The sequence below is a fragment of the Actinomadura sp. WMMA1423 genome, assembly GCF_006547145.1.
Taxonomy (GTDB): Bacteria; Actinomycetota; Actinomycetes; order Streptosporangiales; family Streptosporangiaceae; genus Spirillospora.
In genome coordinates, this window is record NZ_CP041244.1 from 2,331,668 (window position 1) to 2,354,910 (window position 23,243).

The following is a 23,243-nucleotide window of genomic DNA, read 5'->3' on the forward strand; positions in this document are numbered from 1 at the left end:
CACCGTAGGCGTTTCTTGGCAGTTTGCTACATCTACTTCCCAGTAGCCCTATGTCATAAATGTCCCGTCGCCACGGCGGGCCCGACGGAGGGCCCTCGGGGGAGCGTGGCGCCCGCACGAGAGGGCGTTCATGACAAGACGGGCGTTCACCAGCCGAAGGATCACGCTCCTGGCCTCGGCGACGCTGCTCGCGTCGGCCGCCACCGCGCTCCCCGCCTCCGCGCGGCAGCCGGCGTCCCCGCCGAGCCCGCGTGCCGCCGCCGAGCACGCGCTCGGGACGCTGGCCGGCCGCCGCGCCGAGGTGCGCGGCGGCGACGGGCAGGCGTTCCAGGTGGTCGGGGTCGGGGTCGACCGCGACGGCACCTCGCACACCCGCATGACCCGCACCTACAACGGCCTCCCCGTCCTGGGCGGCGACATCGTCGTCCACGAGTCGGCGGCCGGCGCTTGGCGCGGCACCAGCCTCACCCTCAAGAAGGCTCCGTCGGACTCCAGCCCGGAGGTCTCCGCCAAGACCGCCCAGAAGCGCGCCGTCACCAAGAGCCGCAAGGCCGACGGCTCCCCCGCGCTCGTCGTGGAGTCCCGCACCGCCGACCACGCGCCGCGCCTCGCCTGGCGCGTCCAGACCGTCGGGAAGAAGGCCGACGGGACGCCCAGCCGCGTCTTCACGTCCGTGGACGCCGCGACCGGCAAGGTGCTCCTCAGCGAGGAGACGATCCGCACCGTGGAGGGCGACGGCAGGTCGCTCTACACCGGGACGGTCCCGCTCCAGACGACGCTGTCCGGCAGCACCTACCAGCTGAAGGACCCGACGCGCGGCAACACCTACACCGGCGACGCCCAGAACGACACCGACCTCTGCTTCCTGAGCTGGTGCTTCCACAGGGCCCCCGCCACCCTGTTCACCGACGCCGACAACCACTGGGGCAGCGGCACGACGTCCGACCGCGCCACCGTCGCCGTGGACGCCCAGTTCGGCACCAACACGACCTGGGACTTCTACAAGAACGTCTTCGGCCGCACCGGCATCGCCGGCGACGGCAAGGGGTCCTACAACCGCGTCCACTACGGCAGCGGCTACGCCAACGCCTTCTGGGACGACTCGTGCTTCTGCATGACCTACGGCGACGGCGACGGCAGCCAGCTCGGCCCGCTCACGTCGCTGGACGTGGCGGCGCACGAGATGAGCCACGGCGTCACCAGCTCCACCGCGAACCTCACCTACAGCGGTGAGTCCGGCGGGCTGAACGAGGCGACGTCCGACATCATGGCCGCCGCGGTGGAGTTCTACGCGAACAACGGCAACGACGTCGGCGACTACCTGGTGGGCGAGGAGATCGTCCTGCCCGGCTTCGGCAAGGCCGCGCTGCGCTTCATGGACAAGCCCAGCAAGGACGGCAGCTCCGCCGACTCCTGGTCGACCAGTACCAAGAACCTCGACGTGCACTACTCCTCGGGCGTCGCCAACCACTTCTTCTACCTGCTGTCCGAGGGCAGCGGCGCGAAGACGATCAACGGCGTCTCCTACAACAGCCCGACCTCCAACGGCTCCACGGTCACCGGCATCGGCCGGGACGCCGCCACGAAGATCTGGTACCGGGCGCTGACCACGTACATGACGTCCTCGACCAACTACGCGGGCGCGCGCACCGCGACCCTCAACGCGGCCAAGGACCTCTACGGCACGGGCAGCACCCAGTACAACACCGTCGCCGCGGCCTGGTCCGCGGTGAACGTCAACTAGTCCGCGCTTCATCACAGGCCCGGCCCACTTCGCTCGCCTGGCGGCTGTGTCTTCAACAGTCCCGGCCCACTTCGCTCGCCTGGCGGCTGTGTCTTCAACAGTCCCGGCCCACTTCGCTCGCCTGGCGGCTCGCTACGTGACCGTGCCTGGGCGAACGCGGCATCGCTTCGCGATCCGCCCGGTTCCGCTCGCCTGCGGCTTCACGGAACCGGGCAGGTCACGCGTTCGCGCGCGTGGCCGAGGCCACTTCAGGACAGGCACTGATCCCGAACCGGGAACGCCCCGCGCCGGCGTCGGCGCGGGGCGTTCCCGCGGTTCGGGTGATCCACCGGTCGCGCCATGGTGAAGAATCGGGGCATGGCTACGACACGCACCGCGAACGCGCACTGGGAAGGCTCTCTGCTGGAGGGCCAGGGGAACGTCTCGCTGGACTCATCGAAGCTCGGCACCTACGACGTGACCTGGGCGTCCCGGTCCGAGGAGCCGAACGGCCGCACGAGCCCCGAAGAGCTGATCGCCGCCGCCCACTCCACCTGCTACTCGATGGCGCTCTCGCACGGCCTGGCCGGCGCCGGGACCCCGCCGGAGAAGGTCGACACCAAGGCCGAGGTGACCTTCCAGCCTGGCGAGGGCATCACCGGCATCCACCTGACCGTCCGGGCCAGCGTCCCCGGCCTGTCCGCCGCCGACTTCGAGAAGGCCGCCCAGACCGCCAAGGAAGGCTGCCCGGTGAGCAAGGCCCTTTCCGGCACCGAGATCACCCTAGACGCCAGCCTGGTCTGACCCGCCTGGAGGCCGGGGAATGGACCGGGCCCACCAAGCCCAGCCACCTCCCCGGCCACGCAACGAGCTGAACGGGCGCGATCGCGTCCGAAGGCAGATTCGAGCGAAGCAAGAATCTGATCGCGCAGCGCGCCGCAAGGCGAGACGGAGCGATGCCAGCGATCGCCCGCGGTTTTCTCAGGTCAAGCGCCCCCAGGCGCTTGACCTGAGAAAACCGCATTAGGCACGGCTCCTCCGTATCTGCGGTCGCGGGAGGCGTAGATCTCGCAGGCGTGCCAGAGGTGGCGGCGGTCGAAGTCCGGCCAGAGGGTGTCGAGGAACACCATCTCCGCGTACGCCGACTGCCAGAGCAGGAAGTTGGACGTGCGCTGCTCCCCCGAGGAGCGCAGGAACAGGTCCACGTCGGGGATGCCGGGTTCGTCCAGGTAGCGGGCGAAGAGCTTCTCGTTGATCTTGCCGGGGTCGAGCCGGCCGTCGCGGACGTCCCTGGCGATCGCCGCCGCCGCGTCCGCGATCTCGGCGCGGCCGCCGTAGTTCACGCAGAACTGCAGGGTGAGGACGTCGTTGTCGCGCGTCATCTCCTCGGCCGTCTCCAGCTCCTTGATGACGCTGCGCCAGAGCCGGGGCCGCCGGCCCGCCCACCGGACCCGCACGCCCATCGAGTGGAGCTGGTCGCGGCGGCGGCGGATCACGTCGCGGTTGAAGCCCATGAGGAAGCGCACCTCGTCGGGCGAGCGCTTCCAGTTCTCGGTGGAGAACGCGTACGCCGACAGGTACGGGACGCCGAGCTCGATCGCGCCCATGATCACGTCGAAGAGCGAGTCCTCGCCGCGCTTGTGCCCCTCGGTGCGCGGCAGGCCGCGCTCCTTGGCCCAGCGGCCGTTGCCGTCCATGACGATGGCGATGTGCCGCGGCACCAGGTCCGCGGGGATCGGGGGCGGGGTGGCGCCGTCCCGGTGCGGTTCCGGAGGCGATACGGCCCTGCTCAAACTCTCTCCCTATCGGTGTCGTCGTCGCGCGTCTCGCGCTCCACGTGGCGCAGGGAACGGATCCCGTGCTCCAGATGCCACTGCAGGTAGGCGGCCACCAGGCCGCTGGTCTCCATCCGGTGGCGCTGCTCGCTGCCGTCGGCGTACTCCCAGTCGCCGCGCAGCAGCGCCAGCATCAGCGCGAACGTCGGCGGCGCCGGGGTCGCGGCGCCCGGCTGGCGGCAGTTCGCGCACACCGCGCCGCCCGCCGCGATCGCGAACCCGCGCAGGCCGCCCCGGTTGCCGCACCGGCAGCACTCGTCGAGCGCGGGCGCCCAGCCGGCGACCGACAGCGAGCGCAGCAGGTAGGCGTCCAGGACGAGCCGGGGGTCGTGGGCGCGCTCGGCGAGCGTGCGCAGCCCGCCGACCAGCAGCAGGAACTGCCGCAGCGCGGGCTCGCCCTCCTCGCTGGTGAGCTTCTCCGCGGTCTCCAGCATCGCCGTCCCCGCCGTGTAGCGGGGGTAGTCGCTGACGAGCGCCTCCCCGTACGGGCGCAGCGTCTCGGCCTGCGTGATCAGGTCGAGCGAGCGCCGCTCGTACAGCTGCAGGTCCACGTGCGTGAACGGCTCGAGCCGGGCGCCGAACCGGGACCTGGTCTTGCGGACCCCCTTCGCCGCGGCGCGGATCCGGCCGGTCCGCCGGGTCAGCACCGTCACGATGCGATCGGCCTCGCCCAGCTTCTGGGTGCGCAGGACGATGCCTTCGTCGCGGTACAGGGTCACCCGTTCATTCTGACGTACGCCGCCCGGTGCCTCGGTGCGCCGGCACCATTTCCCCAGGATCTCCACAAGTCCCACCATGACCCCGCAGCGCTTTATTACGAACACGCAACGTGACCGGATTCGGCCGTAGCGGTCCCCCGAAAGTCATGGCCGGAGCCGCGGGTTGCTGGCAGCGTTGTGGCATGAGATGCCACATCGTGCCACCGCACATGCTGGAACGGATCGCCCGCGAAGCCGATGATCCGGCCATACGCGGCCGGGCCCGCCGTACGCTGGCGCTCACCTCCGCCCAGTTCGCCGAGCGCCGGACGGCCGCGGCCGCCGCCCCCTCCCCGTCCGAGGACTTCGTCCCCAAGCGGACGATCAACGACGCTGGGCACCTCGAGACCCTGCCCGGCCGCACCGTGCGGGCCGAGGGAGCCCCGGCCACCGGCGACGCGACCGCCGACCGGGCCTACGACTGGCTGGGCGCGACCTTCGACTTCTTCGAGGCCGTGTACCGGCGCGACTCGATCGACGGCGCGGGCCTGCCGATGATCTCGACCGTCCACTACGGCGCGGGCTACGACAACGCCTTCTGGAACGGCGAGCAGATGGTCTACGGAGACGGTGACGGCGTCCTGTTCACCGACTTCACCGGCCCCCTCGACGTCACCGGGCACGAGCTCGTCCACGGCGTCACCCAGTACGCCGCCAACCTGGAGTACTACGGCCAGTCCGGCGCCCTGAACGAGTCCGTGTCCGACGTGTTCGGCTCGCTGGTGAAGCAGTGGCACCTCGGCCACGGCGCCGACCAGGCCGACTGGCTCATCGGGGAGGGCCTGCTCGCCTCCGGCGTCAACGGCGTCGCGCTCCGCTCGATGAAGGAGCCCGGCACCGCCTATGACGACCCGCAGCTCGGCAAGGACCCGCAGCCGGCCCACATGGACCACTATGTCGACACCTATCGCGACAACGGCGGCGTCCACATCAACTCGGGCATCCCGAACCGCGCCTTCTTCCTCGCCGCCACCGCCATCGGCGGCAACGCCTGGCAGAAGGCCGGCCTCATCTGGTACGACACGCTCACCGCCGGTTCCCTGGCCGCCGACGTCGACTTCGCCGGCTTCGCCGCCGCGACCGTCACGGCCGCGACCGCGCGCTACGGGGCCGGCTCCGCGGAGGCCGAGGCGGTGAGCCGGGCCTGGACGGGGGTAGGAGTCTCCTTGGGGGCGAACGAGACGCAGTGAAGGTGACAGTCATCCGCAGTGGGGGGTTCGCGGGGATCGAACGGCGCGGCGAGTCCGACAGCGCCAGCGATCCGATGCTGTCGAGACTCGTCGGCCGCGTCGATCTGAAAAGCGTGCCGCCGCCGGGCCGAATCCCCGACCAGTTCCTCTACGAGATCGACATCGACGGCGACCGGACCACCGTCGGCGAGGCCCAGCTCCACGGCCCCCTCCGGGAACTGGTCCACCACGTCCTCGGTCGTATCTGACCGGCCTGTTCCAGGCCTCACTCGGGTTCAGGCGCCTTGGGGGGACCTGAACCCGAGACGGCCGCCACCAGCTACCCCTGCTGCGCGCGGGCCACCCGGTTGACGGCCGACAGCATCGCCTTGAGCGACGCGGTGACGATGTTGCCGTCGATGCCGACGCCCCACACCGACGCGCCCTCCCCGTCGCCGAACCGCACGTCGCACTCGACGTAGGCGGCGGCGCGCGCGTCGCCGCCCGCGCTCATCGCGTGCTCGGCGTAGTCCAGCACCCGGACGTGGATCCCGATCGTGGCGAGCGCGTCCTCGAACGCCGAGACGGGGCCGTTGCCGACGCCCGCGATCTCGCGGATCTCGCCGTCCACGCGGACGTCGCAGCTGAGCGCGTCCTTCTCGTCCACCCGGGAGGTCGCGCGGTGCGCCAGCAGCCCGGCGCGCGGGCCGCCGGTGAGGAACTCCGACTCGAAGATCTCCCACATGCGCTCGGGGGTGACCTCGCCGCCCGCGCTGTCGGTGTGCTCCTGCACGACCCGGGAGAACTCGATCTGGAGGCGTCGCGGCAGCTCCAGCGCGTGCTCGGTCTTCATGACGTAGGCGACGCCGCCCTTGCCGGACTGGCTGTTCACCCGGATGACGGCCTCGTAGGTCCGGCCGACGTCGTGCGGGTCGATCGGCAGGTACGGGACCTCCCACCCGTACTGCTCCACCGGCACGCCGGCGGCCTCGGCGTCGCGCCGCAGGTGGTCGAAGCCCTTGTTGATGGCGTCCTGGTGGGAGCCGGAGAAGGCGGTGTAGACCAGGTCGCCGCCGTAGGGGTGCCGCTCGTGGACGGGCAGCTGGTTGCAGTACTCGACCGTCCGGCGGATCTCGTCGATGTCGGAGAAGTCGATCTGCGGGTCGACGCCCTGGGTGAACAGGTTCAGCCCGAGGGTGACCAGGCACACGTTGCCGGTGCGCTCGCCGTTGCCGAACAGGCAGCCCTCGATGCGGTCGGCGCCCGCCATGTAGCCCAGCTCGGCGGCGGCGACGGCCGTCCCGCGGTCGTTGTGGGGGTGCAGCGACAGGATGACCGAGTCCCGGTAGGACAGGTTCCGGTTCATCCACTCGATCTGGTCGGCGTACACGTTCGGGGTGGCCATCTCCACCGTCGCGGGCAGGTTGACGATGACCTTCCGGTCCGGCGTCGGCCTCCACACGTCGTTGACGGCGTTGCAGACCTCGACGGCGTACTCCAACTCGGTGCCGGTGAACGACTCCGGCGAGTACTGGAAGTAGATCTCGGTGTCGCCCATGTCCTCGGCGAGCTTGGCGCACAGCTTGGCGCCCTCCACCGCGATCGCGGTGATGCCGTCCCTGTCCTGCCCGAACACCACGCGGCGCTGGAGCGTGCTGGTCGAGTTGTACAGGTGGACGATCGCCTGCCTGGCACCGCGCACCGCCTCGAAGGTCCGCTCGATCAGCTCGGGGCGGGCCTGGGTCAGCACCTGGACGACGACGTCATCGGGGATCCGGTCCTCCTCGATGATCTGCCGGACGAAGTCGAAGTCGGTCTGGCTCGCCGCCGGGAAGCCGACCTCGATCTCCTTGTAGCCCATCCGTACGAGCAGCTCGAACATCTTGAGCTTGCGGTGGGAGTCCATCGGGTCGATCAGCGCCTGGTTGCCGTCGCGGAGGTCGACGGCGCACCAGCGCGGAGCCTCGGTGATCACCTGGTCCGGCCACGTGCGGTCCGCCAGCCTGACGGGGGCGAAGGGCGCGTAGCGCTGGAAGGGCATGCCGGAAGTCTGCTGTTGCGGATACATCCGTTGAGTTCTCTCTGCTCGAACCTCGCGGCCGACGTCCACGGCGAAGCCCCGCAGCGAGGGAGCCGGCCTGGTTACAGGGCCCCGCTGCGGCCGCTAAGGAGGAGCAGCTCACGCAACACGTTCGCCAAGTTAACAGATGCCATCCGTGTTACGGAAACGAGCGTCCGGATGCTGAGACGCGGTGTCTTCCCCGGCGCCCCGGCCCGGTCAGGGGACGAGGACGGACAGGCAGGTCACGCAGCCGTCGAGCGCCTCGAACTCGCTGATGTCGACGCTCGTGACGCGCAGGCCGTCCGCCGCCAGCCGGGCGGCGGTGCGCGGCGCGGACGCCGCCATGAGGACGTGGTCGGGACCCAGCACCACCACGTGGGCGCCCTCCGGTTCCCGTGCTACCCGCAGGCAGGGCAGCACCGCCGTGTCCACCATCTCGGGGACGCCGATCAGACCGCCGTCCGGCAGCGCGGTCATCGCCGACTTCAGGTGCAGGCAGCCGCGGACGTCCACCGGGACGACCTTCCGCCCGCCCAGCAGGTGCGCGAGCTGGCAGATGCCCTCCTCGTTCGTCCGTTCGCCGCGGCCCACGTAGACGGTGCCGCCGACCTGCAGGACGTCCCCGCCGTCCAGCGTGCCCGGCTCCTTGATCCGCTCGATCCGCAGGCCGAGCTCCCGCGCGGCCCGCTCCGCGCCCGCGGTCTCGCCGCGGCGGCCCGGCGCGCCGGACCGGCCCACGATGGCCAGGTCGCCGCAGACGACCAGGGCGTCCTCGACGAAGACGGCGTCGGGCTGGTCGTCGGCGGGCGGGACGGCCCGGACGCGCCAGCCCGCGGCCCGCAGCGCCGCGATGTACGCCTCGTGCTGGCGCGCCGCGAGCTCCACGTCCACGGGGCGGCGGGCCGCGTGGGTGACGATCGCCTCGGCGAGACGCGGGCCGGGCGCTCTGACCAGTGCCCTGCCCGGGGGGCAGGCGGCGGAGTCCATGTCAGCGAGCCGCCCCCTCAGTGGTCACGATGACGCCGAGCGCGTAGGCGCGGGACATGCCGAGCAGGTCGGCGATGCCGTGCAGGGCGGACCGCTCCCCCTCGCCGAGCGGGCCGTCCGCCAGCCCGATCCGGACGGCCTGCGCGAGGAACCACTCCTTGGCCTCCACGGCGAGGTGCGCTCCGGCCTGGACGACCTCCTGCTCGAGGAACGTCCGGCGCAGGACGAGGTCGGCGTCCACGGCGGCCGCGTCGTAGGCGGGCTCGCCGTACCCGGTGACCGTGGCGATCGCGCGGGCGCGGGCCGCGGCGTCGGCGGGGTCGCCGGAGCGCAGCACCAGGGCGGCGGCCGCCCGCATCCCGGCGGCGAGGGCCTCGGCCATCTGCTGCGCGGTCGGGATCCGCAGGGTGGAGACGGGGAGGCGGGCGCGGCACGTGCGGCACTCCACGGCCTGCCCGAGGCGCCACAGCGGCACCGTCGGGACGAAGAACACCGAGAACCAGCGGCGTCCGGTGCGCCTGCGGTAGGCGCGGTCACCCCCGCACTGCGGGCAGTGGAACGTCCCCTCGCTGACCGTACGGAACACCGCCGTCAGGCCAAAAACGAGCAACACCGGCGCTCTCCTCCCATAACGGACTTCGTTCCAACCTACAGATCCGCGCGCGCCGAGGTGGCCGTCCCGGGCAATGCCCTTCTTACGTTTACGCTGGGTTCATGACCGGTGACCTGGGCTCCGACGCGGGACGCGCGCGGCCGCGCCCGTCCTTCCTGCCGCCCGTCGACGGCTACCCGCCGACCCACGACGACCAGGCCGAGACCGTCCCCGCCGTGCCCGGCCCGTACCCGCGCCGAGGGGGCGCCGCGTGGATCGCCGCCCTGATCACCGCCGCGTCCGGGCTGCTGGTGTCGGCGTTCCTGCCGTGGGCGCGCGCCGAGGTCGTCGTCGACCTGTTCGGCCGCTCGCTGAGCCGCGACCTCGGCAGCATCGCGGGCATCGACGCCGACGACATCGTCCTCGCCGTCCCGGTCCTCGCCGTGATCGCGATCGCGCTGGCCGCCTGGGACCTGATCGGGCGGGACGCCCGGATCGGCGGCCTCGCCGCGGTGCCCGGCATGCTCGCCCTGCTGGTGTGCGGGATCTTCGTGCTGCGGCTCGGCGACGTCCGCGACGACCTGCCCCAGACCGGCCTCGACCTCGGCTACCAGATCACCGTCCGGTTCGGCTGGTACCTCGCGGTCATCACGTCCCTGCTCGTGGTCGGCTTCAGCCTCGCCCGCCCGGTCAGCGACCGCGTCGCGAGGTCGCAGCAGCGGGAAGACCAGGAAGACCCGCAGTACCCCTACGCCGACCAGCAGTACACCGGCGAGCAGTACGCAGACCAGCAGCACGCGTCCGGGGAGTACGCCGCCTGGCCGTCGGAGCGGCAGGCGTGGGCCCGCCAGGGGCAGCCGCAAGAGGAACCGCGGCACCCCGACGGCGAGCCCGGCAAGGAGGACCAGCCCGGCGCCGGCGGGAAGGCGCCCCGGCAGGACGCGGACTGACGCCGCCCCCTCAGTCGTAGAAGCCGAGCCTGCGGAGCTGCTTGGGGTCGCGCTGCCAGTCCTTGAGGACGCTGACGCGCAGGTCGAGGAACACCTTCGTGCCGAGCAGCGCCTCGATCTGCCGGCGCGCCGCCGCGCCGACCTCCCGCAGCCGCGAACCCTTGTGGCCGATGATGATCCCCTTCTGGCTGGACCGCTCGACGAACAGGTGGGCGTAGACGTCCACGAGGTCGTCGCGGCCCTCGCGGGGCGCCATCTCGTCCACGACCACGGCGATCGAGTGGGGCAGCTCGTCGCGGACGCCCTCCAGCGCCGCCTCGCGGATCAGCTCGCCGACCAGGACCTGCTCGGGCTCGTCGGTGAGATCGCCCTCCGGGTACAGCGGCATGCCCTCCGGCAGGTGCGAGATCAGCAGGTCGGCGACGAGGCCGACCTGGTAGCCGCTCTCGGCCGAGCACGGCACGATGTCGGCGAACTCGCCGAGCCGCCCGACCGCGAGCAGCTGCTCGGCGACCCGCTCGGGGGCGGCGAGGTCGGTCTTGGTGACGATCGCGACCACGGGGGTCTTCTTCACCCCCGCCAGCTCTCGCGCGATGTACTTGTCGCCGGGCCCGACCGGCTGGTCGGCGGGCACGCAGAACCCGATCACGTCGACCTCGGTCAGTGTGGACCGGACGAGGCTGTCGAGCCGCTCCCCGAGCAGCGTCCGGGGCTTGTGCAGGCCGGGGGTGTCGACGACGACGAGCTGCGCGTCCGGACGGTGCACGATTCCCCGGATGGCGCGCCGCGTCGTCTGCGGGCGGCTGCTGGTGATCGCCACCTTCGTCCCGACCAGCGCGTTCATCAGCGTCGACTTGCCCACATTGGGCCGCCCAACAAAACAGGCGAAACCGGTATTCATTGCGTTTCTCTCCTCCTTCGGGCCTGGCGGCCCTCCATCGTCGAGAAACGCGGGCGATCTGTGCTTATCGCAGTGCACTCCTCCTTCGGGCCTTGCGGCCCTCCATCGTCGGGCACTGCGGGCGATCGCTGGCATCGCTCCGTCTCGCCTTGGCGGCTCGCTACGCGATCAGGTTCTCGCAGGCTCGAACCTGCCTTCGGACGCGATCGCAACCATTGGGGTCGTCGCGTGGTTGCGCCGGTGGCCGGGGTCGACGCACCTTCGAAACCGGCGTGCGCGTTCATGGCAGTGTCCCTCCTCAGGCCTTGGTGGCCCTTCGTCGACGGGCACTGCGGGCTGTCGCCGTGTGGGCGGTCGGTGTGGCGCCAGTCTAGTCGGGTTCGGGGTGGGGGCGGTCACGCCGCGGTGCCGAGGGACTTGAGGGCCGCGGTGGCCTTCTCGGTCCAGAAGGGGGCGTCCAGGCGGGCGGAGACCTCGGCGGCCCTGCGGTAGTGGGCGGCGGCCGTGTCGGCGGGGCGCTCCAGGAAGCGGGCGAGGTCGCCGAGGACCTGGGCGACGGGGCCGACCGTGGCGACGGCGGTCGCCCCGCCGGTGAAGTGGTCCTCGTAGGGCAGCAGCGCCGCGTAGGCCTCCTCGGCCAGGGGGCGGTCTCCGAGGGCGACGGCGCGCAGGCCGCGGACCGCCATCGTCAGGTCGAAGAAGTAGTCGCGGCGGACCGGCCCGGCTCCGGCGACGATCCGGCGGGCCTCGGCGGCGCGGCCGGCGGCGGCCAGGGTGAGGGCGTAGATGTCCGCGGTGGCCGCGACGTGCCCCCACTGCTCGTGCAGCCAGGCGGCCTCGTCCATGGCGTCCTGCGCCCGCCCCTGGACGAGCCGCAGGCAGAACGGGCCGAGGAGCGCCATTCCGCGCTCGCTGAACCAGATGCGGGTCCGCCCGATGGAGCCGCCAACCTCGGCGAACGCGCGTTCCGCCTCGTCCGGCCGGGCGGCGAAGGCGCGCACCAGCGCCGTGTACCAGTCCGCGATGCGGGCGAGCAGCGGCAGCCCGTACTGCTCGGCCAGGCGGCGGCCCTCGGCGCGGTGCCCGTGCGCGGCGGGCAGGTCGAGCGCGGCGACGCTCGTCTGCTGGAGTTGCAGGTGCGCGAGGACGCGGTAGGTGCCGAGGTCGTGCTCGGTGGCGAGGTCGAGCAGCTCGGAGGCGAACCGGTGCCGCTCGGCGAGCCCTTCCGCGCCCCGGTAGGAGTTGATGTAGGAGCCGTTGAGCGCGAGGGCGATCAGCTCGGGCGCGCCCAGCGCGCGGGCCAGGCGGAGCGCCCCGGCGGCGGCCGCGGCGCCCCGGTCGTCCTGCTCGCCCTCCAGCTCGATCGCGAGCGTGGTCAGCAGCCTGACCCGCAGCTCCGGCTCGTCCTCGGGCAGGCGCAGCAGAGCCTCGTCGGTGGCCTCCACGACGGCGAGGTCGAGGCTCCCGTACTCGCGGCTCGTCCACAGCGTCGGGACGTCGAAGCAGACGATGACCCGGGCGAGGAGCCGCATGTCGCCGAACGCGCGGGCGTCGGCGATGGCGGCGATCCGCCGGATCCTGGCGTCGACGACCTGTCCGGCGAGGGCGCTGGACCGGATCGCGGCGACCTCCGCCTCCAGCCGGTCGCGGGTCGCCTCGGGCCCCCGGGCGCGGAGCGTCTCGACGGCGCGGACCCACAGGTCGGCCGCGGCGCCGTGCGCGAACCGCATCTCGGCGGCCGCGGCGGCACGCCGCGCGTACCGGACCGCCTTGTCGGGGTCTGTGCCGGATTCGAGGTAGTGGTGCGCGATCGCGGCGACCTCACCCGGAAGGTGCCGTTCGAGCGCGGCGGCGACCCGGCCGTGCACGCGGGTGCGGCGGGCCCGGGACAGGCCCGCGTAGAGGGTGTCGCGGACGAGGGCGTGCGCGAAGCGGATCCGGCCGGGTGCGGGCTCGGTGACGAGGCCCGCGGCCAGGCCCGCCTCCACGGCGTCGATCACCGTCTCCTCGTCCCCGGCCAGGTCGGCCAGGACGCGCAGGTCGGCGTCCCGGCCGGCGACGGCGGCGTCCCGCAGCACGGTCTGGACCGGTCCCGGCAGCCGCGCGATGCGGCGCCGCAGCACGTCGCCGACGCCGGCCGGGACCCGGCGCGTGGCGGCGGGCAGCCCCTCGGCGTCCAGGAGCCGGGCCGTCTCCCGGGTGAAGAACGGGTTGCCGCCCGTGCGCTCGGCGATCGCCGACAGCTCCGCGTCGTCCACGCCGGCGGCGCAGGTGCCCCGGACGAGGGCCGCGACCTCCGCCGGCGACAGCCCGGCCAGCTCGATCCGCGCGGGCTCGTGCCGGGCGAGGGCGGCCAGCGCGGCGGCGAGGCCGTCCGGAATCTCGGTCTGCCGGAACGTGGCCAGCAGCAGGACGGGACGGTCCCGCAGCCGCCCGGCGAGCCGGATGAGCAGGGCGAGGGTCTCCTCGTCGGCCCAGTGGAGATCGTCCAGAACGAGCAGGAGCGGCGCGGTGGCCGCGAACTCGGCGAGGTAGTCCCCGACCGCCAGGTGGAGGCGGAAGCGGCCCGTGACGACGTCTGCGTCGTCGTGCTCGATGACGGCGTCGTCCAGCAGCGGCCCGAGCCGTCCGGCCAGGCTCGGGCCGGGCGGGGCGGCGGCCGCCAGACCGCGCAGCAGTTCGGCCCAGGGCCAGGCCGCGGGTGCTCCCCCGGTCTCCGGCGCCGTCCCCCATCCGCACGTCCAGCCCCGTCCGGCCAGGTGGCGCGAGAACCTCTCGGCGAGGGCGGTCTTGCCCATCCCGGCGTCGCCGCAGAGCACCACGGCGCCGCCGCGGCCCGCGGCCGCGCTGCGGGCGGCCTCCTCCAGCCGCTCCAGTTCCTGGACGCGTCCCACGAAGACGGGCCCGTCCCCGGCTCGGGGCTCCGGCGCGAGCCGCAGCACGGGGCGCGGCGCCGCCGGCCGTTCCGGCTCCCCCAGGGCGGGGTCCTGCGCCAGGATGTCGCCTTCCAGGCGGCGCAGTGCCGGGCCTGGATCGACGCCGAGTTCCTCGGTGAGAGCCGTGCGGGCGCGCCGCAGCGCGCCGAGCGCGTCGCCCTGCCGCCCGGCGCGGTAGAGGGCGAGGGCCAGCAGCCGCCACGCCTCCTCGCGCAGCGGGTTGGCGGCGGCATGGGTCTCCAGGTCGGGGACGGCCTCGGCGGCGGCTCCGAGCAGCAGCATGGCCCCGGCGCGGCGCTCGACCGCGAGCCGGCGCCGCTCGTCCAGGCGGGCGGCCTCGGCCGCGGCCCACGGCAGGTCGCCGAACTCGGCGTAGGCGGGCCCGCGCCACTCGGCGAGCGCCGCCTCCGCGCGGCGGCGGGCCTCCACCGGGTCGCCGGCGGCCAGTTCGGCGGCCTGGTCGATCAGCGCGTCGAACCGCCAGGCGTCGACGGCGCCGTCCGGCAGCCGCAGCGCGTACCCGGGCGGCTCGGTGACCAGGACCCGCGCGGGCGTGCGAGGCGGACGGCCGGGCTCCAGCGCGCGGCGCAGGTGGGACACGAACGACTGGAGGCCGGCGGCGGCGCGCGGCGGGGCCGTGCCCGCCCACAGGTCGTCGACGAGCCTGTCCGCGGGCACCATCCGGCCCCGCGCGGCGACGAGGCGGGCGAGCACGGAGCGCTGCCGGTGACCGCCGAGGTCGGCGGAGGCCCCCGCCACCTCGGCTCCGAAGGCCCCGAGAACGCGTACGACAGGCGACATGTCCCGCTCAGCCTAACCGGGACATGCCGCACCATCGTGATCACTCCCCCGGTTACGCGCGGCTGGGCTCGGGCCGCCGCTCGGCCGCCGGGGCGGGCGCCGAGCCGCCGTGCAGATCGATCTCGGGCAGCACCCGGGCCAGCGGCCCCGGCAGCCACCAGTTCGCCCGTCCGAGCAGCGACATCGTGGCGGGCACCAGGACCAGCCGGACGACCGTGGCGTCCAGCGCCACCGCCACCGCGAGCCCGACCCCCATCTGCTTGATCACCAGGCCGGGGTCGGCGGCGAAGCCGAGGAACACCGCCACCATGATCAGCGCCGCGCTGCTGATCACCCGGCCGGTCGCGGCGAGCCCGGTGGACACCGAGCCGCGCGCGTCGCCGTGCAGCAGCCACTCCTCCCGGACCCGCGAGAGCAGGAAGACCTCGTAGTCCATGGACACGCCGAACAGGACGGCGAACATCAGCAGCAGGATGAACGACGACACCGGGACGCTGTGCGGCAGGCCGAGCAGTTCGGCGCCCCAGCCCCACTGGAACACCGCCGTGAGCACCCCGTACGCGGCGCCGATCGACAGCAGGTTCATCGCCGCTGCCTTCAGCGGCGCCAGCAGCGACCGGAACACGATCATCAGCATGACGAACGACGTCGCCACCACCACGCCGATCACCGGCCACAGCCGGTCCGACAGCATCCGGGACAGGTCCACGTAGGCGGCGGTCAGCCCGGTGATCTCGGTGTCCGGCGGCAGCACGTCCGCGCGGATCCGGTCGACGAGGCCGGTCACGCGCTCGTCCTGCGGCCCGTAGTCCGGGGTGACCATGATCACCGCGGCGTCGCCGCGCGGGGAGGCCACCGGGGGCGCCACGGACGCGACGCCCTCGGTGGCCTCGAGCCGGTCCCGCAGCCCCGGCAGGGCGACCTTGTCGGTCCTGGTGAGATCGACGGCGACGACGAGCGGGCCGTTGGCGCCCGGGCCGAACCCCTCGGCGACGAGGTCGTAGGCCTTGCGGACGGTGTTGGACGTCGGCTCGCTGCTGGCGTCGCTCGGCCACGTCCGCATGCCGAGCGCGGGCGCGGCGAGGGTGAGCATCAGCACGGCGGCGGCGAGCAGCCACGGCCAGGGGTGCCGCCCGACGTGCACGGCCCACCGCCGGACCCGCGGCGAATGCACGGAGATCCGCGCGCCCGCGGCCCGGTCGCGGCGGCGCAGCACCCGGCGGCCGGCGAGGCCGAGCACGGCGGGCAGCAGCGTGACGGCGCTCAGCACGGTCGCCGCGACGACGAGGCCGGTGGTGAACCCCATCGTCATGAACACCGGGATCCGCGACAGCACCAGCCCGCACAGCGCCAGCAGCACCGTGAACCCCGCGAAGATCACCGACAGGCCCGCGGTCGCGATGGCGCGCCCGACCGACTCGGGGACGTCGAGGCCCTCCGCGAGCCCCTCCCGGTGCCGGGTCAGCACGAACAGCGCGTAGTCGATGCCGACCCCGAGCCCGACCATGGTGGCGAGCGTCGGCGCGGTGGTCGCCACGTCGGTGAACGCCGCCACCAGCGTGATCCCCGACACGCCGACGCCGAGCCCGGCCAGCGCGACGGCGAGCGGCAGCCCGGCCGCCACCACCGACCCGAACGCCAGCAGCAGGATGACGAGGGCGGCCACGATCCCGATGGCCTCGGCGACGCCGCCGGGCGCCGTCACGTTCTCGGGGACCTGGCCGCCGAACTCGACCTGGTAGCCGGCGGCGTCCAGGTTCCGCGTGGCCGACCGCAGCAGGTCGAGGGTCTCCTTGGGCTTGAGGTCGGTGACCGGCACCGAGTACCGGACGGTCATCAGCGCGGTCGCGCCGCCCTTGCCGAGCTCCGCCGGGTCGACGCCGCTGACGTGCGGCAGCTTGCGCAGCTCTCCCGCCGCCGCGGTGAGCTTCACCGGGTCGACCTTTCCGGACTTCGCGTGCACCACGACGCGGGCGTCGGCTCCCGACAGCGCGGGGAACCTGGCCTCCAGCAGGTCCGTGGCCTTCTGCGAGCCCGTCCCGGACATCGTGTAGTTGTCGTGCAGTGTCCCCCCGGCGACGCCGGAGAGCCCGGCCATCGCGGCGACGAGCACCAGCCACACGACGATGAACCGCCAGGGCCGCACGGCGGCGGCCCTCCCCAGGCGGTAGAGCAGACGGGACATCACTTCTCCCCCAGAACGGCATTGTCCGACGGCATACAGGCTCACGTGCGGCCCTTGCCGTCCACTTGCAGCCGACTTGCGGACCGCCGACCAGGCCGCCCGGCCCGGCCTCGCGGGCCGGGCTCGGGAGCCGCCGAGCCGCCCGCCCCGCCCGTCCGCGATGCCCGTACGCTTGGGTGCGTGAGCGAGCTGAACGCCGAGGACGCGAAGATCATCACCCTGGCCAGGTCGGCGCGCGCCCGCACGGGCGCCGCCGAGGGCGCCGCCGTGCGCGACGAGACGGGCCGCACCTACTCCGCCACGAGCGTGGACCTGCCGTCCCTCAAGCTCTCGGCGCTCAAGGTCGCCGTCGCGATGGCCGTCTCCAGCGGCGCCGAGGACCTGGAGGCCGCCGCCGTCGTCACCGCCGCCGAGGCCGCCGACCCCGCCGACATCGCCGCCGTCCGCGACCTCGGCCCGAAGGCCCCGGTCCTGCTCGCCGCCCCCGACGGAAGCGTCCGCGACACGGTCGGCCCCTGAGACCGCCCGCCACCGCCCCCGCGCGACGGCGAAACGCGCTCATCGGCCTCCCCCGGCGGACGTGATCCGGCCGCCTCTGCATGTCCGCCGACGGGTGGGGCCTCGGCGGGCGGACGGTCAGCGGGAGTGGTCGGAGGCCGCGCGGTTCTCGGCGCCCTCGACCGGGGCGCCGAGGCGGCGCACCAGGACGGTGCCGACCCGGTTGCGGCGGCCGGCGATGGTCTCGGCCTTGAGCGACAGCGCGGGGCCGGTCTCGCCGGTCCCGGCGTCGCTGGTGGCGACCTCGGCGGTGGAGCCCTCGATGGGGACGCGGCCGAGCGCGTGGGCGAGCAGCCCGCCGACGGTCTCGACGTCCTCGGCGTCGATCTCCACGTCGAACAGCTCGGCGAGGTCCTCCACGGGAAGGCGGGCGGTGACCCGGACCGCGTCGTCGGACAGCCACGTCACCGGCGGGGTCTCCACGTCGTACTCGTCGGTGATCTCCCCGACGATCTCCTCCAGGATGTCCTCGATGGTGACCAGGCCCGCGGTGCCGCCGTACTCGTCGATCACGATCGCGACGTGGATCTGCCGGGCCTGCATCTCGCGCAGCAGCTCGTCGATCGGCTTGCTGTCGGGGACGTAGGTCGCCGGCCGCATGACCGAGTCGACCGTCTCGACCGACTCGCCCTCGCGGTGCTCCTGGCTGCGCCGGACGACGTCCTTGAGGTAGGCGATGCCGACGACGTCGTCCTCGTTCTCGCCGACGACGGGGATGCGGGAGAAGCCGCTGCGCAGCGCCAGCGACATCGCCTGCCGCAGCGTCTTGGTGCGCTCGACGAACACGATGTCGGTGCGCGGCACCATCACCTCGCGGACGAGGGTGTCGCCCAGCTCGAACACCGAGTGGATCATCTCCCGCTCGACCGGCTCGATCAGGCTGCGCTGCTCGGCGAGGTCGACCAGGTCGCGCAGCTCCGCCTCGGAGGCGAACGGGCCCTCCCGGAAGCCCTTGCCGGGCGTGAGGGCGTTGCCGAGGAGGATGAGCAGCCGGGGCAGCGGCCCGAACACCCGCGTCACCGGGTGGATCACGGCGGCGCCCGCCAGCGCGATCCGGTCGGCGTGCTGGATGCCGAGGGTGCGCGGCCCCACGCCGATCACCACGTAGCTGACGAGGATCATGACGGCGGCGGCGGTGACGTAGGCGCGCCAGGTCTCGTCCAGCCAGGAGATGCACAGGTCCGCGACGATCACGGTGGCGACCAGCTCGCAGCCGATCCGCAGCAGCAGGACCATGTTGACGTAGCGGGCCGGGTCGGCGACGACCTCGGCCAGCCGCCTGGCGCCGCGGCGCCCCTCGCGGACGGCCTCCTCGACGGTGACGCGCGACACCCGGGCGAGCGCGGTCTCGGTGCCGGCCAGCAGGCCCGCCAGGAAGACCAGGCCCACCGCCAGGGCGGACAGCCACGCTTGCGCGGTGCTCATCAACCGCCGCGCTTCTCCCGCCAGGAGCCGAGGAGCCCGGCCTGCAGGCCGAACATCTCCTTGTGCTCCTCCGGCTCGGCGTGGTCGTAGCCCAGGAGGTGCAGGATGCCGTGCGTGCACAGCAGTTCCAGCTCCTCGGCGGTGCTGTGCCCGGCGTCCCGCGCCTGCTTCTCGGCGACGGCGGGGCACAGCACGACGTCGCCGAGCAGCCCGGGATCGGTCTCGCCGTCCTCGTCGGCGCCGCCGGACATGTGCCCGGGACGGAGCTCGTCCATGGGGAAGGACAGCACGTCGGTCGGGCCCGGCTCGTCCATCCACTTCTCGTGCAGCTCGGTCATCGCGGCCTCGTCGACCAGCAGGACCGACAGCTCCGCCAGCGGGTGGACGCGCATCCCGTCGAGGACGTGCCGGGACAGGTCGGCGATGCCCTGCTCGTCGACCTGGACGCCCGACTCGTTCAGCACCTCGACGCTCACTGCCGCCCCCGCTTGCGGGGGCCGCCGCCCGCGCCCTGCTTGAACGGCGGCACCTGCTTCTCGTCGTAGCGGTTGTAGGCGTCGACGATGTCGGTGACGAGCTTGTGCCGCACGACGTCGCGGCTGTCGAGCCGGCAGAAGTGGATGTCGCCGACGCCGTCCAGGATCTCCTGGACGACGCGCAGCCCGCTCATCTGCCCGTTCGGCAGGTCGACCTGGGTGACGTCGCCGGTCACCACGACCTTCGACCCGAACCCGAGCCGGGTGAGGAACATCTTCATCTGCTCGGGCGAGGTGTTCTGCGCCTCGTCCAGGATGATGAAGGAGTCATTGAGGGTTCTACCACGCATGTAGGCCAGAGGGGCGACCTCGATGGTGCCGGCGGCCATCAGGCGCGGGATCGAGTCGGGGTCGACCATGTCGTGCAGCGCGTCGTACAGCGGGCGCAGGTACGGGTCGATCTTCTCGTAGAGCGTTCCCGGCAGGAAGCCGAGCCGCTCGCCCGCCTCGACGGCGGGGCGCGTCAGGATGATCCGGTTGACCTGCTTGTCCTGCAGCGCGCGGACGGCCTTGGCCATGGCCAGGTACGTCTTGCCGGTGCCCGCGGGCCCGATGCCGAACACGATCGTGTGCTTGTCGATCGCGTCGACGTAGCGCCGCTGGTTCAGCGTCTTCGGGCGGATGGTCCGGCCACGGCTGGACAGCACGTCCAGGGTGAGGACCTCCGCGGGGCGCGCGCCGCTCTCGCCGCGCAGCATCGCGAGGCTGCGCTCGACGGCGTCGGGGGTGAGCTGGGTCCCGCCCTTGAGCAGCTCGAGCATCTCGGTGAAGAGCCGGGAGACGAGGTCGGTCTCACCTTCCGGGCCGGTCACGGTGATCTCGTTGCCGCGGACGTGGATGTCGATGTCGGCGCCGAACGCGTGCTCGATCGCGTGGAGCAACTCGTCGCGGGAGCCCAGCAGGCTCACCATCGAATGCTCGTCCGGCACCACGATCTTGATCTGCGAGCGCGAGCCTGTCCGGTCGTCGCGCGTCGGCCTCGCGTGAGTTGATTCGACCATCAGCCGGGCCTTGCGGCCTTTCGGACCTGCCTTCTGTCTGCTCCGGGTGTCAAGGTGTACCGGTTCCATCGTACTGGCGACCCCCGACACGCCGCCGCCGCATTTCCCGCGCGGCGGGCGGCCCTGCCCGGCGGCTCAGCCGGGCGGCCAGTTGAGGCCGCGCCCGCCCAGCACGTGGGCGTGCACGTGGAACACCGTCTGGCCCGCTCCGGGGCCGGTGTTGAACACGACCCGGTAGCCGGTCTCGGCGATGCCCTCGTCGGCGGCGACCTGGTGGGCCTCGCGCACCAGCTCGGCGAGCAGCTCGGCGTCGGCCGCGGCCAGCTCGGCCGCCGTCGGGTGGTGGTCGCGCGGAATGACCAGGACGTGCGTGGGCGCCTGCGGGTTGATGTCGCGGAACGCGACCGTCCCCGCCGACTCGCGGACGATCGTGGCGGGGACGTCCCCGGAAACGATCTTGCAGAACAGGCAGTCGGTCATCTGTCTCCCCTCGCGGGCGGTCCGTGACCGCTCGAAAATCCTATCGGGACCGGCAGAGTCATGGATCACGATCGGCCGTGGCGGATAGGGTTTCACCGAGTCGACTCCCGGTGGCCGTCGGCATTGCGACCGGCCACTGGCTATGGTTGTCGGCTCAAGGCGTGACCCCCCGGTCCACAAGGCGTTGCGGCGCACCTCGCCCGGCGGGAACGCCCGTTAGATGCCGGTCGGACGCGTTCGTCCGAATGGACGGCGAGGGGCCGGCAAAGGCGGCGGATAGGTGACCGAGGCAAACCAGGACATGCCCTTTCGTAAACCGAACGACGAGGGTGCGCGTCCAACTGACGTGACCGAGACCCTCGTGGCCAGGGGCACGGCGGGAGCGGTGGCCGCCGCCTGGGACGCCGATCAGGCGGTGACCGCCCTCTACAGCGCCAACTACCGTTCGCTGGTGCGCCTGGCGGCGATGCTCGTCCGGGACGCGGGGACGGCCGAGGAGGTCGTGCAGGACGCGTTCGTCGCGATGCACGGCGGCTGGCGCCGGCTGCGCGACCCGGACAAGGCCCTGTCGTACCTGCGGCAGTCGGTGGTCAACCGGTCGCGATCGGTGCTCCGGCACCGCGCCGTCGTCGAGAAGTACGCCCCCAAGGGCCTGCCCGACGCGCCGAGCGCGGAAGCCGGCGCCATCGGGGAGCTGGAGCGCTCGGCGGTGATCGACGCGCTCTCCCGGCTCCCCGCCCGCCAGCGGGAGGCGCTCGTCCTTCGCTACTACGGCGATCTGTCCGAAGCGGAGATCGCCGGTGCGATGGGCATCTCCCGCGGCGCCGTGAAGAGTCATACGGCGCGGGGCATGACCGCGCTACGCAACGTCCTGGAGCAGTTCTCATGACCACCGACCACCACGACGAGCACGGCGAGATCCTCCGCCGCGCCCTGCACGCGGAGGCGGACTCGGTCAATCCCGCGGGCGACGGCCTGGAGCGCATCCGGGCCCGGATCGAGGGCGGCCAGGGCCGCCGGTTCGGTCTCGGACGCTTCGGCCCGGCGCGCTTCGGGTTCGACCGGTTCACCGTGAACTGGGCGCGGCCCGCCCTCGCCGTGGCCGCCGCCGTGGTGATCGCCGGACTGGGCGTGACGGCACCGCAGACGATCGACCTGATCCAGCAGTCGGTCGGCAACAGCAGCCAGGCCGGCCACGGCGGCGGCGACGCCACCGGGGACCAGACCGGCCAGGGGAACGGGCCCGAGTTCCCCGGCCCCTCGTCGCCCGGCGGCAGCGAGGCGGGCGAGCCGAGCGACTCGCAGTCCCCGAGCCCCAGTTCCTCGCCGGGGCTCTCGTCCTGCCGCATCCCCTCGCCGGGGACCTCGGCCGGCACGTCCCCCGCGCCGACGCCGGCGACCACGCCGTGCCCGAGCGAGACGCCGACGCAGACGCCGAGCACGCCGCCCTCGTCACCGCCCCCCAGCACCACGCCCGAGCCGCCGACCAAGCCGAGCGAGCAGCCGACGCCGCCGACCGAGTCGAGCACGCCCTCGAACATCACCGAGCAGGGCGCCTCCACGACGCCCTGACCGGCGCTACCAGCGGCCGGTGGCGGCCAGCAGCACGCTGGCCGCCGCGACGCCCGCCGTCGAGGTGCGCAGGACGGTAGGGCCGAGCCGCGCGGCGCGGCCGCCCGCGGCGGCGAAGCGCTCCAGCTCGTCCTCGCTGATCCCGCCCTCGGGGCCGACCACGAGGACGATCTCGCCCTCCGCCGGCGGCTCCACGGCGCTCAGCGGCGCATCGGCCTCCTCGTGCAGGACCAGGGCCAGGGCCGCGGCGGCGATCCGCTCCGCGACGTCATCGGTGGAGGCGAGCTCCGGCACCGCGGGGAACCGGCTCCGCCGGGCCTGCTTGCCGGCCTCGCGCGCGGTCGCGCGCCAGCGCCCGAGGGCCTTCTCTCGGCGCTCCGGGCGCCAGCGGGTGACGCACCGGGACGCCGACCACGGGACGATCTCGTCGACGCCGACCTCGGTCATGGTCTCGACCGCAAGTTCGCCCCGGTCGCCCTTCGGGAGGGCCTGGACGACCACGAGGCGCGGCGAGGGCGGGGGTTCCCGGTGCCGGGCCAGCACGTCCAGCGTGAGGGAGGCCCGGTCGGCGGCGGTGACCGCGCACTCGGCCAGGAGGCCCTCGCCGTCGGTGAGGTCGACCCGCTCCCCCGGCCGCAGCCGCCGCACGGCCGCGGCGTGCCGGCCCTCGGGCCCGTCCAGCAGGACGCGGTCGCGCTCCAGCGCGTCCGTCCCGGCGAGGAAGACCGGCGGGCTCATCCGAGGCGCCCGCGGGGCGCGGGCCCCCGGTCAG

21 protein-coding genes are annotated in these 23,243 nt (G+C 73.2%); 8 read left to right on the top strand and 13 right to left on the bottom strand.

The genetic code is table 11. The features are described from left to right. Positions 1–130 precede the first annotated feature (130 nt). Both FKD65_RS10815 and FKD65_RS10820 read left to right on the top strand, forming a co-directional pair. Positions 131–1,744 carry a M4 family metallopeptidase gene (locus FKD65_RS10815; RefSeq protein WP_141577323.1) on the top strand — a complete coding sequence of 538 codons (1,614 nt, stop codon included), beginning with the start codon at positions 131–133 and terminating at the stop codon, positions 1,742–1,744. A 357-nt stretch (positions 1,745–2,101) separates the two neighbouring features. Next, on the top strand, positions 2,102–2,527 hold the full coding sequence (locus FKD65_RS10820; RefSeq protein ID WP_141577324.1) for an OsmC family protein: 426 nt from the start codon (positions 2,102–2,104) through the stop codon (positions 2,525–2,527). Between the two features lie 182 nt (positions 2,528–2,709). Here FKD65_RS10820 and FKD65_RS10825 read toward each other — a convergent pair whose 3' ends face one another. Both FKD65_RS10825 and recO read right to left on the bottom strand, forming a co-directional pair. Further along, a complete protein-coding gene (locus tag FKD65_RS10825; protein WP_141577325.1) occupies positions 2,710–3,516 on the bottom strand; it encodes an isoprenyl transferase in 807 nt (268 codons plus the stop codon). Further along, entirely contained in the window at positions 3,513–4,277 is a 765-nt protein-coding gene (gene recO / locus FKD65_RS10830; protein WP_141577326.1) for a DNA repair protein RecO, read from the bottom strand. The genes FKD65_RS10825 and recO overlap by 4 nt, the downstream gene beginning before the upstream one ends. Positions 4,278–4,459: 182 nt before the next feature. Here recO and FKD65_RS10835 point away from each other — a divergent pair, with 182 nt between their 5' ends. Next, positions 4,460–5,506, top strand: coding sequence for a M4 family metallopeptidase (locus FKD65_RS10835; RefSeq protein ID WP_141577327.1), 1,047 nt, complete (start codon positions 4,460–4,462; stop codon positions 5,504–5,506). After that, positions 5,503–5,754, top strand: a complete 252-nt coding sequence (locus tag FKD65_RS10840; protein ID WP_240810077.1) for a protealysin inhibitor emfourin — start codon at positions 5,503–5,505, stop codon at positions 5,752–5,754. Before FKD65_RS10835 ends, FKD65_RS10840 begins: the two co-directional genes overlap by 4 nt. Before the next feature lie 71 nt (positions 5,755–5,825). Here the strand turns inward: FKD65_RS10840 and leuA are convergent, their stop codons facing one another. The 3 genes from leuA to FKD65_RS10855 all read right to left on the bottom strand — a co-directional run bounded on the left by leuA (position 5,826) and on the right by FKD65_RS10855 (position 9,147). Then, positions 5,826–7,553 carry a 2-isopropylmalate synthase gene (leuA, locus tag FKD65_RS10845; protein WP_141577328.1) on the bottom strand — a complete coding sequence of 576 codons (1,728 nt, stop codon included), beginning with the start codon at positions 7,551–7,553 and terminating at the stop codon, positions 5,826–5,828. A 210-nt stretch (positions 7,554–7,763) separates the two neighbouring features. Beyond that, the gene (gene ddaH / locus FKD65_RS10850; protein ID WP_141577329.1) at positions 7,764–8,534 is read right to left on the bottom strand and encodes a dimethylargininase; all 771 of its coding nucleotides are present in this window, start codon (positions 8,532–8,534) and stop codon (positions 7,764–7,766) included. 1 nt (position 8,535) lies between these two features. Next, complete coding sequence (locus FKD65_RS10855) at positions 8,536–9,147, bottom strand: TerB family tellurite resistance protein (protein ID WP_141577330.1); 612 nt, start codon at positions 9,145–9,147, stop codon at positions 8,536–8,538. Positions 9,148–9,248: 101 nt separating this feature from the next. On the opposite strand from FKD65_RS10855, the gene FKD65_RS44130 reads away from it, so the two are divergent. Then, a complete protein-coding gene (locus FKD65_RS44130) occupies positions 9,249–10,076 on the top strand; it encodes a hypothetical protein (RefSeq protein WP_168221006.1) in 828 nt (275 codons plus the stop codon). Between the two features lie 10 nt (positions 10,077–10,086). Here FKD65_RS44130 and era read toward each other — a convergent pair whose 3' ends face one another. The 3 genes from era to FKD65_RS10875 all read right to left on the bottom strand — a co-directional run bounded on the left by era (position 10,087) and on the right by FKD65_RS10875 (position 16,899). Further along, positions 10,087–10,977 (bottom strand): GTPase Era, encoded by an 891-nt coding sequence (gene era, locus FKD65_RS10865; protein WP_141577331.1) that lies wholly within the window; start codon positions 10,975–10,977, stop codon positions 10,087–10,089. Between the two features lie 395 nt (positions 10,978–11,372). After that, positions 11,373–14,714: an AfsR/SARP family transcriptional regulator gene (locus tag FKD65_RS10870; RefSeq protein ID WP_141577332.1), complete on the bottom strand. Its 3,342-nt coding sequence runs from the start codon at positions 14,712–14,714 to the stop codon at positions 11,373–11,375. Positions 14,715–14,766: 52 nt separating this feature from the next. Further along, positions 14,767–16,899: an MMPL family transporter gene (locus FKD65_RS10875; protein WP_141577333.1), complete on the bottom strand. Its 2,133-nt coding sequence runs from the start codon at positions 16,897–16,899 to the stop codon at positions 14,767–14,769. Positions 16,900–17,079: 180 nt separating this feature from the next. Between FKD65_RS10875 and FKD65_RS10880 the strand changes: the two genes are divergently transcribed. Next, positions 17,080–17,418 carry a cytidine deaminase gene (locus FKD65_RS10880; RefSeq protein ID WP_141577334.1) on the top strand — a complete coding sequence of 113 codons (339 nt, stop codon included), beginning with the start codon at positions 17,080–17,082 and terminating at the stop codon, positions 17,416–17,418. Positions 17,419–17,535: 117 nt separating this feature from the next. Here FKD65_RS10880 and FKD65_RS10885 read toward each other — a convergent pair whose 3' ends face one another. The 4 genes from FKD65_RS10885 to FKD65_RS10900 form a co-directional block, all read right to left on the bottom strand. Continuing rightward, the gene (locus FKD65_RS10885; RefSeq protein WP_205718628.1) at positions 17,536–18,882 is read right to left on the bottom strand and encodes a hemolysin family protein; all 1,347 of its coding nucleotides are present in this window, start codon (positions 18,880–18,882) and stop codon (positions 17,536–17,538) included. Beyond that, positions 18,882–19,358 (bottom strand): rRNA maturation RNase YbeY, encoded by a 477-nt coding sequence (gene ybeY / locus FKD65_RS10890; protein WP_141577335.1) that lies wholly within the window; start codon positions 19,356–19,358, stop codon positions 18,882–18,884. The genes FKD65_RS10885 and ybeY overlap by 1 nt, the downstream gene beginning before the upstream one ends. Beyond that, entirely contained in the window at positions 19,355–20,419 is a 1,065-nt protein-coding gene (locus tag FKD65_RS10895) for a PhoH family protein (protein WP_141577336.1), read from the bottom strand. The genes ybeY and FKD65_RS10895 overlap by 4 nt, the downstream gene beginning before the upstream one ends. 135 nt (positions 20,420–20,554) lie before the next feature. After that, positions 20,555–20,899 carry a histidine triad nucleotide-binding protein gene (locus FKD65_RS10900; RefSeq protein ID WP_141577337.1) on the bottom strand — a complete coding sequence of 115 codons (345 nt, stop codon included), beginning with the start codon at positions 20,897–20,899 and terminating at the stop codon, positions 20,555–20,557. 346 nt (positions 20,900–21,245) lie between these two features. Here FKD65_RS10900 and FKD65_RS10905 point away from each other — a divergent pair, with 346 nt between their 5' ends. Both FKD65_RS10905 and FKD65_RS10910 read left to right on the top strand, forming a co-directional pair. Beyond that, complete coding sequence (locus FKD65_RS10905; RefSeq protein ID WP_240810078.1) at positions 21,246–21,788, top strand: SigE family RNA polymerase sigma factor; 543 nt, start codon at positions 21,246–21,248, stop codon at positions 21,786–21,788. Continuing rightward, positions 21,785–22,471 carry a hypothetical protein gene (locus FKD65_RS10910; protein ID WP_141577339.1) on the top strand — a complete coding sequence of 229 codons (687 nt, stop codon included), beginning with the start codon at positions 21,785–21,787 and terminating at the stop codon, positions 22,469–22,471. The genes FKD65_RS10905 and FKD65_RS10910 overlap by 4 nt, the downstream gene beginning before the upstream one ends. A gap of 6 nt (positions 22,472–22,477) precedes the next feature. Here the strand turns inward: FKD65_RS10910 and FKD65_RS10915 are convergent, their stop codons facing one another. Further along, positions 22,478–23,209: a 16S rRNA (uracil(1498)-N(3))-methyltransferase gene (locus FKD65_RS10915; RefSeq protein ID WP_141577340.1), complete on the bottom strand. Its 732-nt coding sequence runs from the start codon at positions 23,207–23,209 to the stop codon at positions 22,478–22,480. Between the last annotated feature and the right edge of the window lie 34 nt (positions 23,210–23,243).

Coding starts and splice junctions, on each gene's coding strand:
- FKD65_RS10815 (WP_141577323.1), top strand. CDS start 131: ATGACAAGACGGGCGTTCACCAGCCGAAGGATCACGCTCCTGGCCTCG.
- FKD65_RS10820 (WP_141577324.1), top strand. CDS start 2,102: ATGGCTACGACACGCACCGCGAACGCGCACTGGGAAGGCTCTCTGCTG.
- FKD65_RS10835 (WP_141577327.1), top strand. CDS start 4,460: ATGAGATGCCACATCGTGCCACCGCACATGCTGGAACGGATCGCCCGC.
- leuA (WP_141577328.1), bottom strand. CDS start 7,553: ATGTATCCGCAACAGCAGACTTCCGGCATGCCCTTCCAGCGCTACGCG.
- ddaH (WP_141577329.1), bottom strand. CDS start 8,534: ATGGACTCCGCCGCCTGCCCCCCGGGCAGGGCACTGGTCAGAGCGCCC.
- FKD65_RS44130 (WP_168221006.1), top strand. CDS start 9,249: ATGACCGGTGACCTGGGCTCCGACGCGGGACGCGCGCGGCCGCGCCCG.
- era (WP_141577331.1), bottom strand. CDS start 10,977: ATGAATACCGGTTTCGCCTGTTTTGTTGGGCGGCCCAATGTGGGCAAG.
- FKD65_RS10870 (WP_141577332.1), bottom strand. CDS start 14,714: ATGTCGCCTGTCGTACGCGTTCTCGGGGCCTTCGGAGCCGAGGTGGCG.
- FKD65_RS10875 (WP_141577333.1), bottom strand. CDS start 16,899: ATGTCCCGTCTGCTCTACCGCCTGGGGAGGGCCGCCGCCGTGCGGCCC.
- FKD65_RS10885 (WP_205718628.1), bottom strand. CDS start 18,882: ATGAGCACCGCGCAAGCGTGGCTGTCCGCCCTGGCGGTGGGCCTGGTC.
- FKD65_RS10895 (WP_141577336.1), bottom strand. CDS start 20,419: ATGGTCGAATCAACTCACGCGAGGCCGACGCGCGACGACCGGACAGGC.
- FKD65_RS10900 (WP_141577337.1), bottom strand. CDS start 20,899: ATGACCGACTGCCTGTTCTGCAAGATCGTTTCCGGGGACGTCCCCGCC.
- FKD65_RS10910 (WP_141577339.1), top strand. CDS start 21,785: ATGACCACCGACCACCACGACGAGCACGGCGAGATCCTCCGCCGCGCC.
- FKD65_RS10915 (WP_141577340.1), bottom strand. CDS start 23,209: ATGAGCCCGCCGGTCTTCCTCGCCGGGACGGACGCGCTGGAGCGCGAC.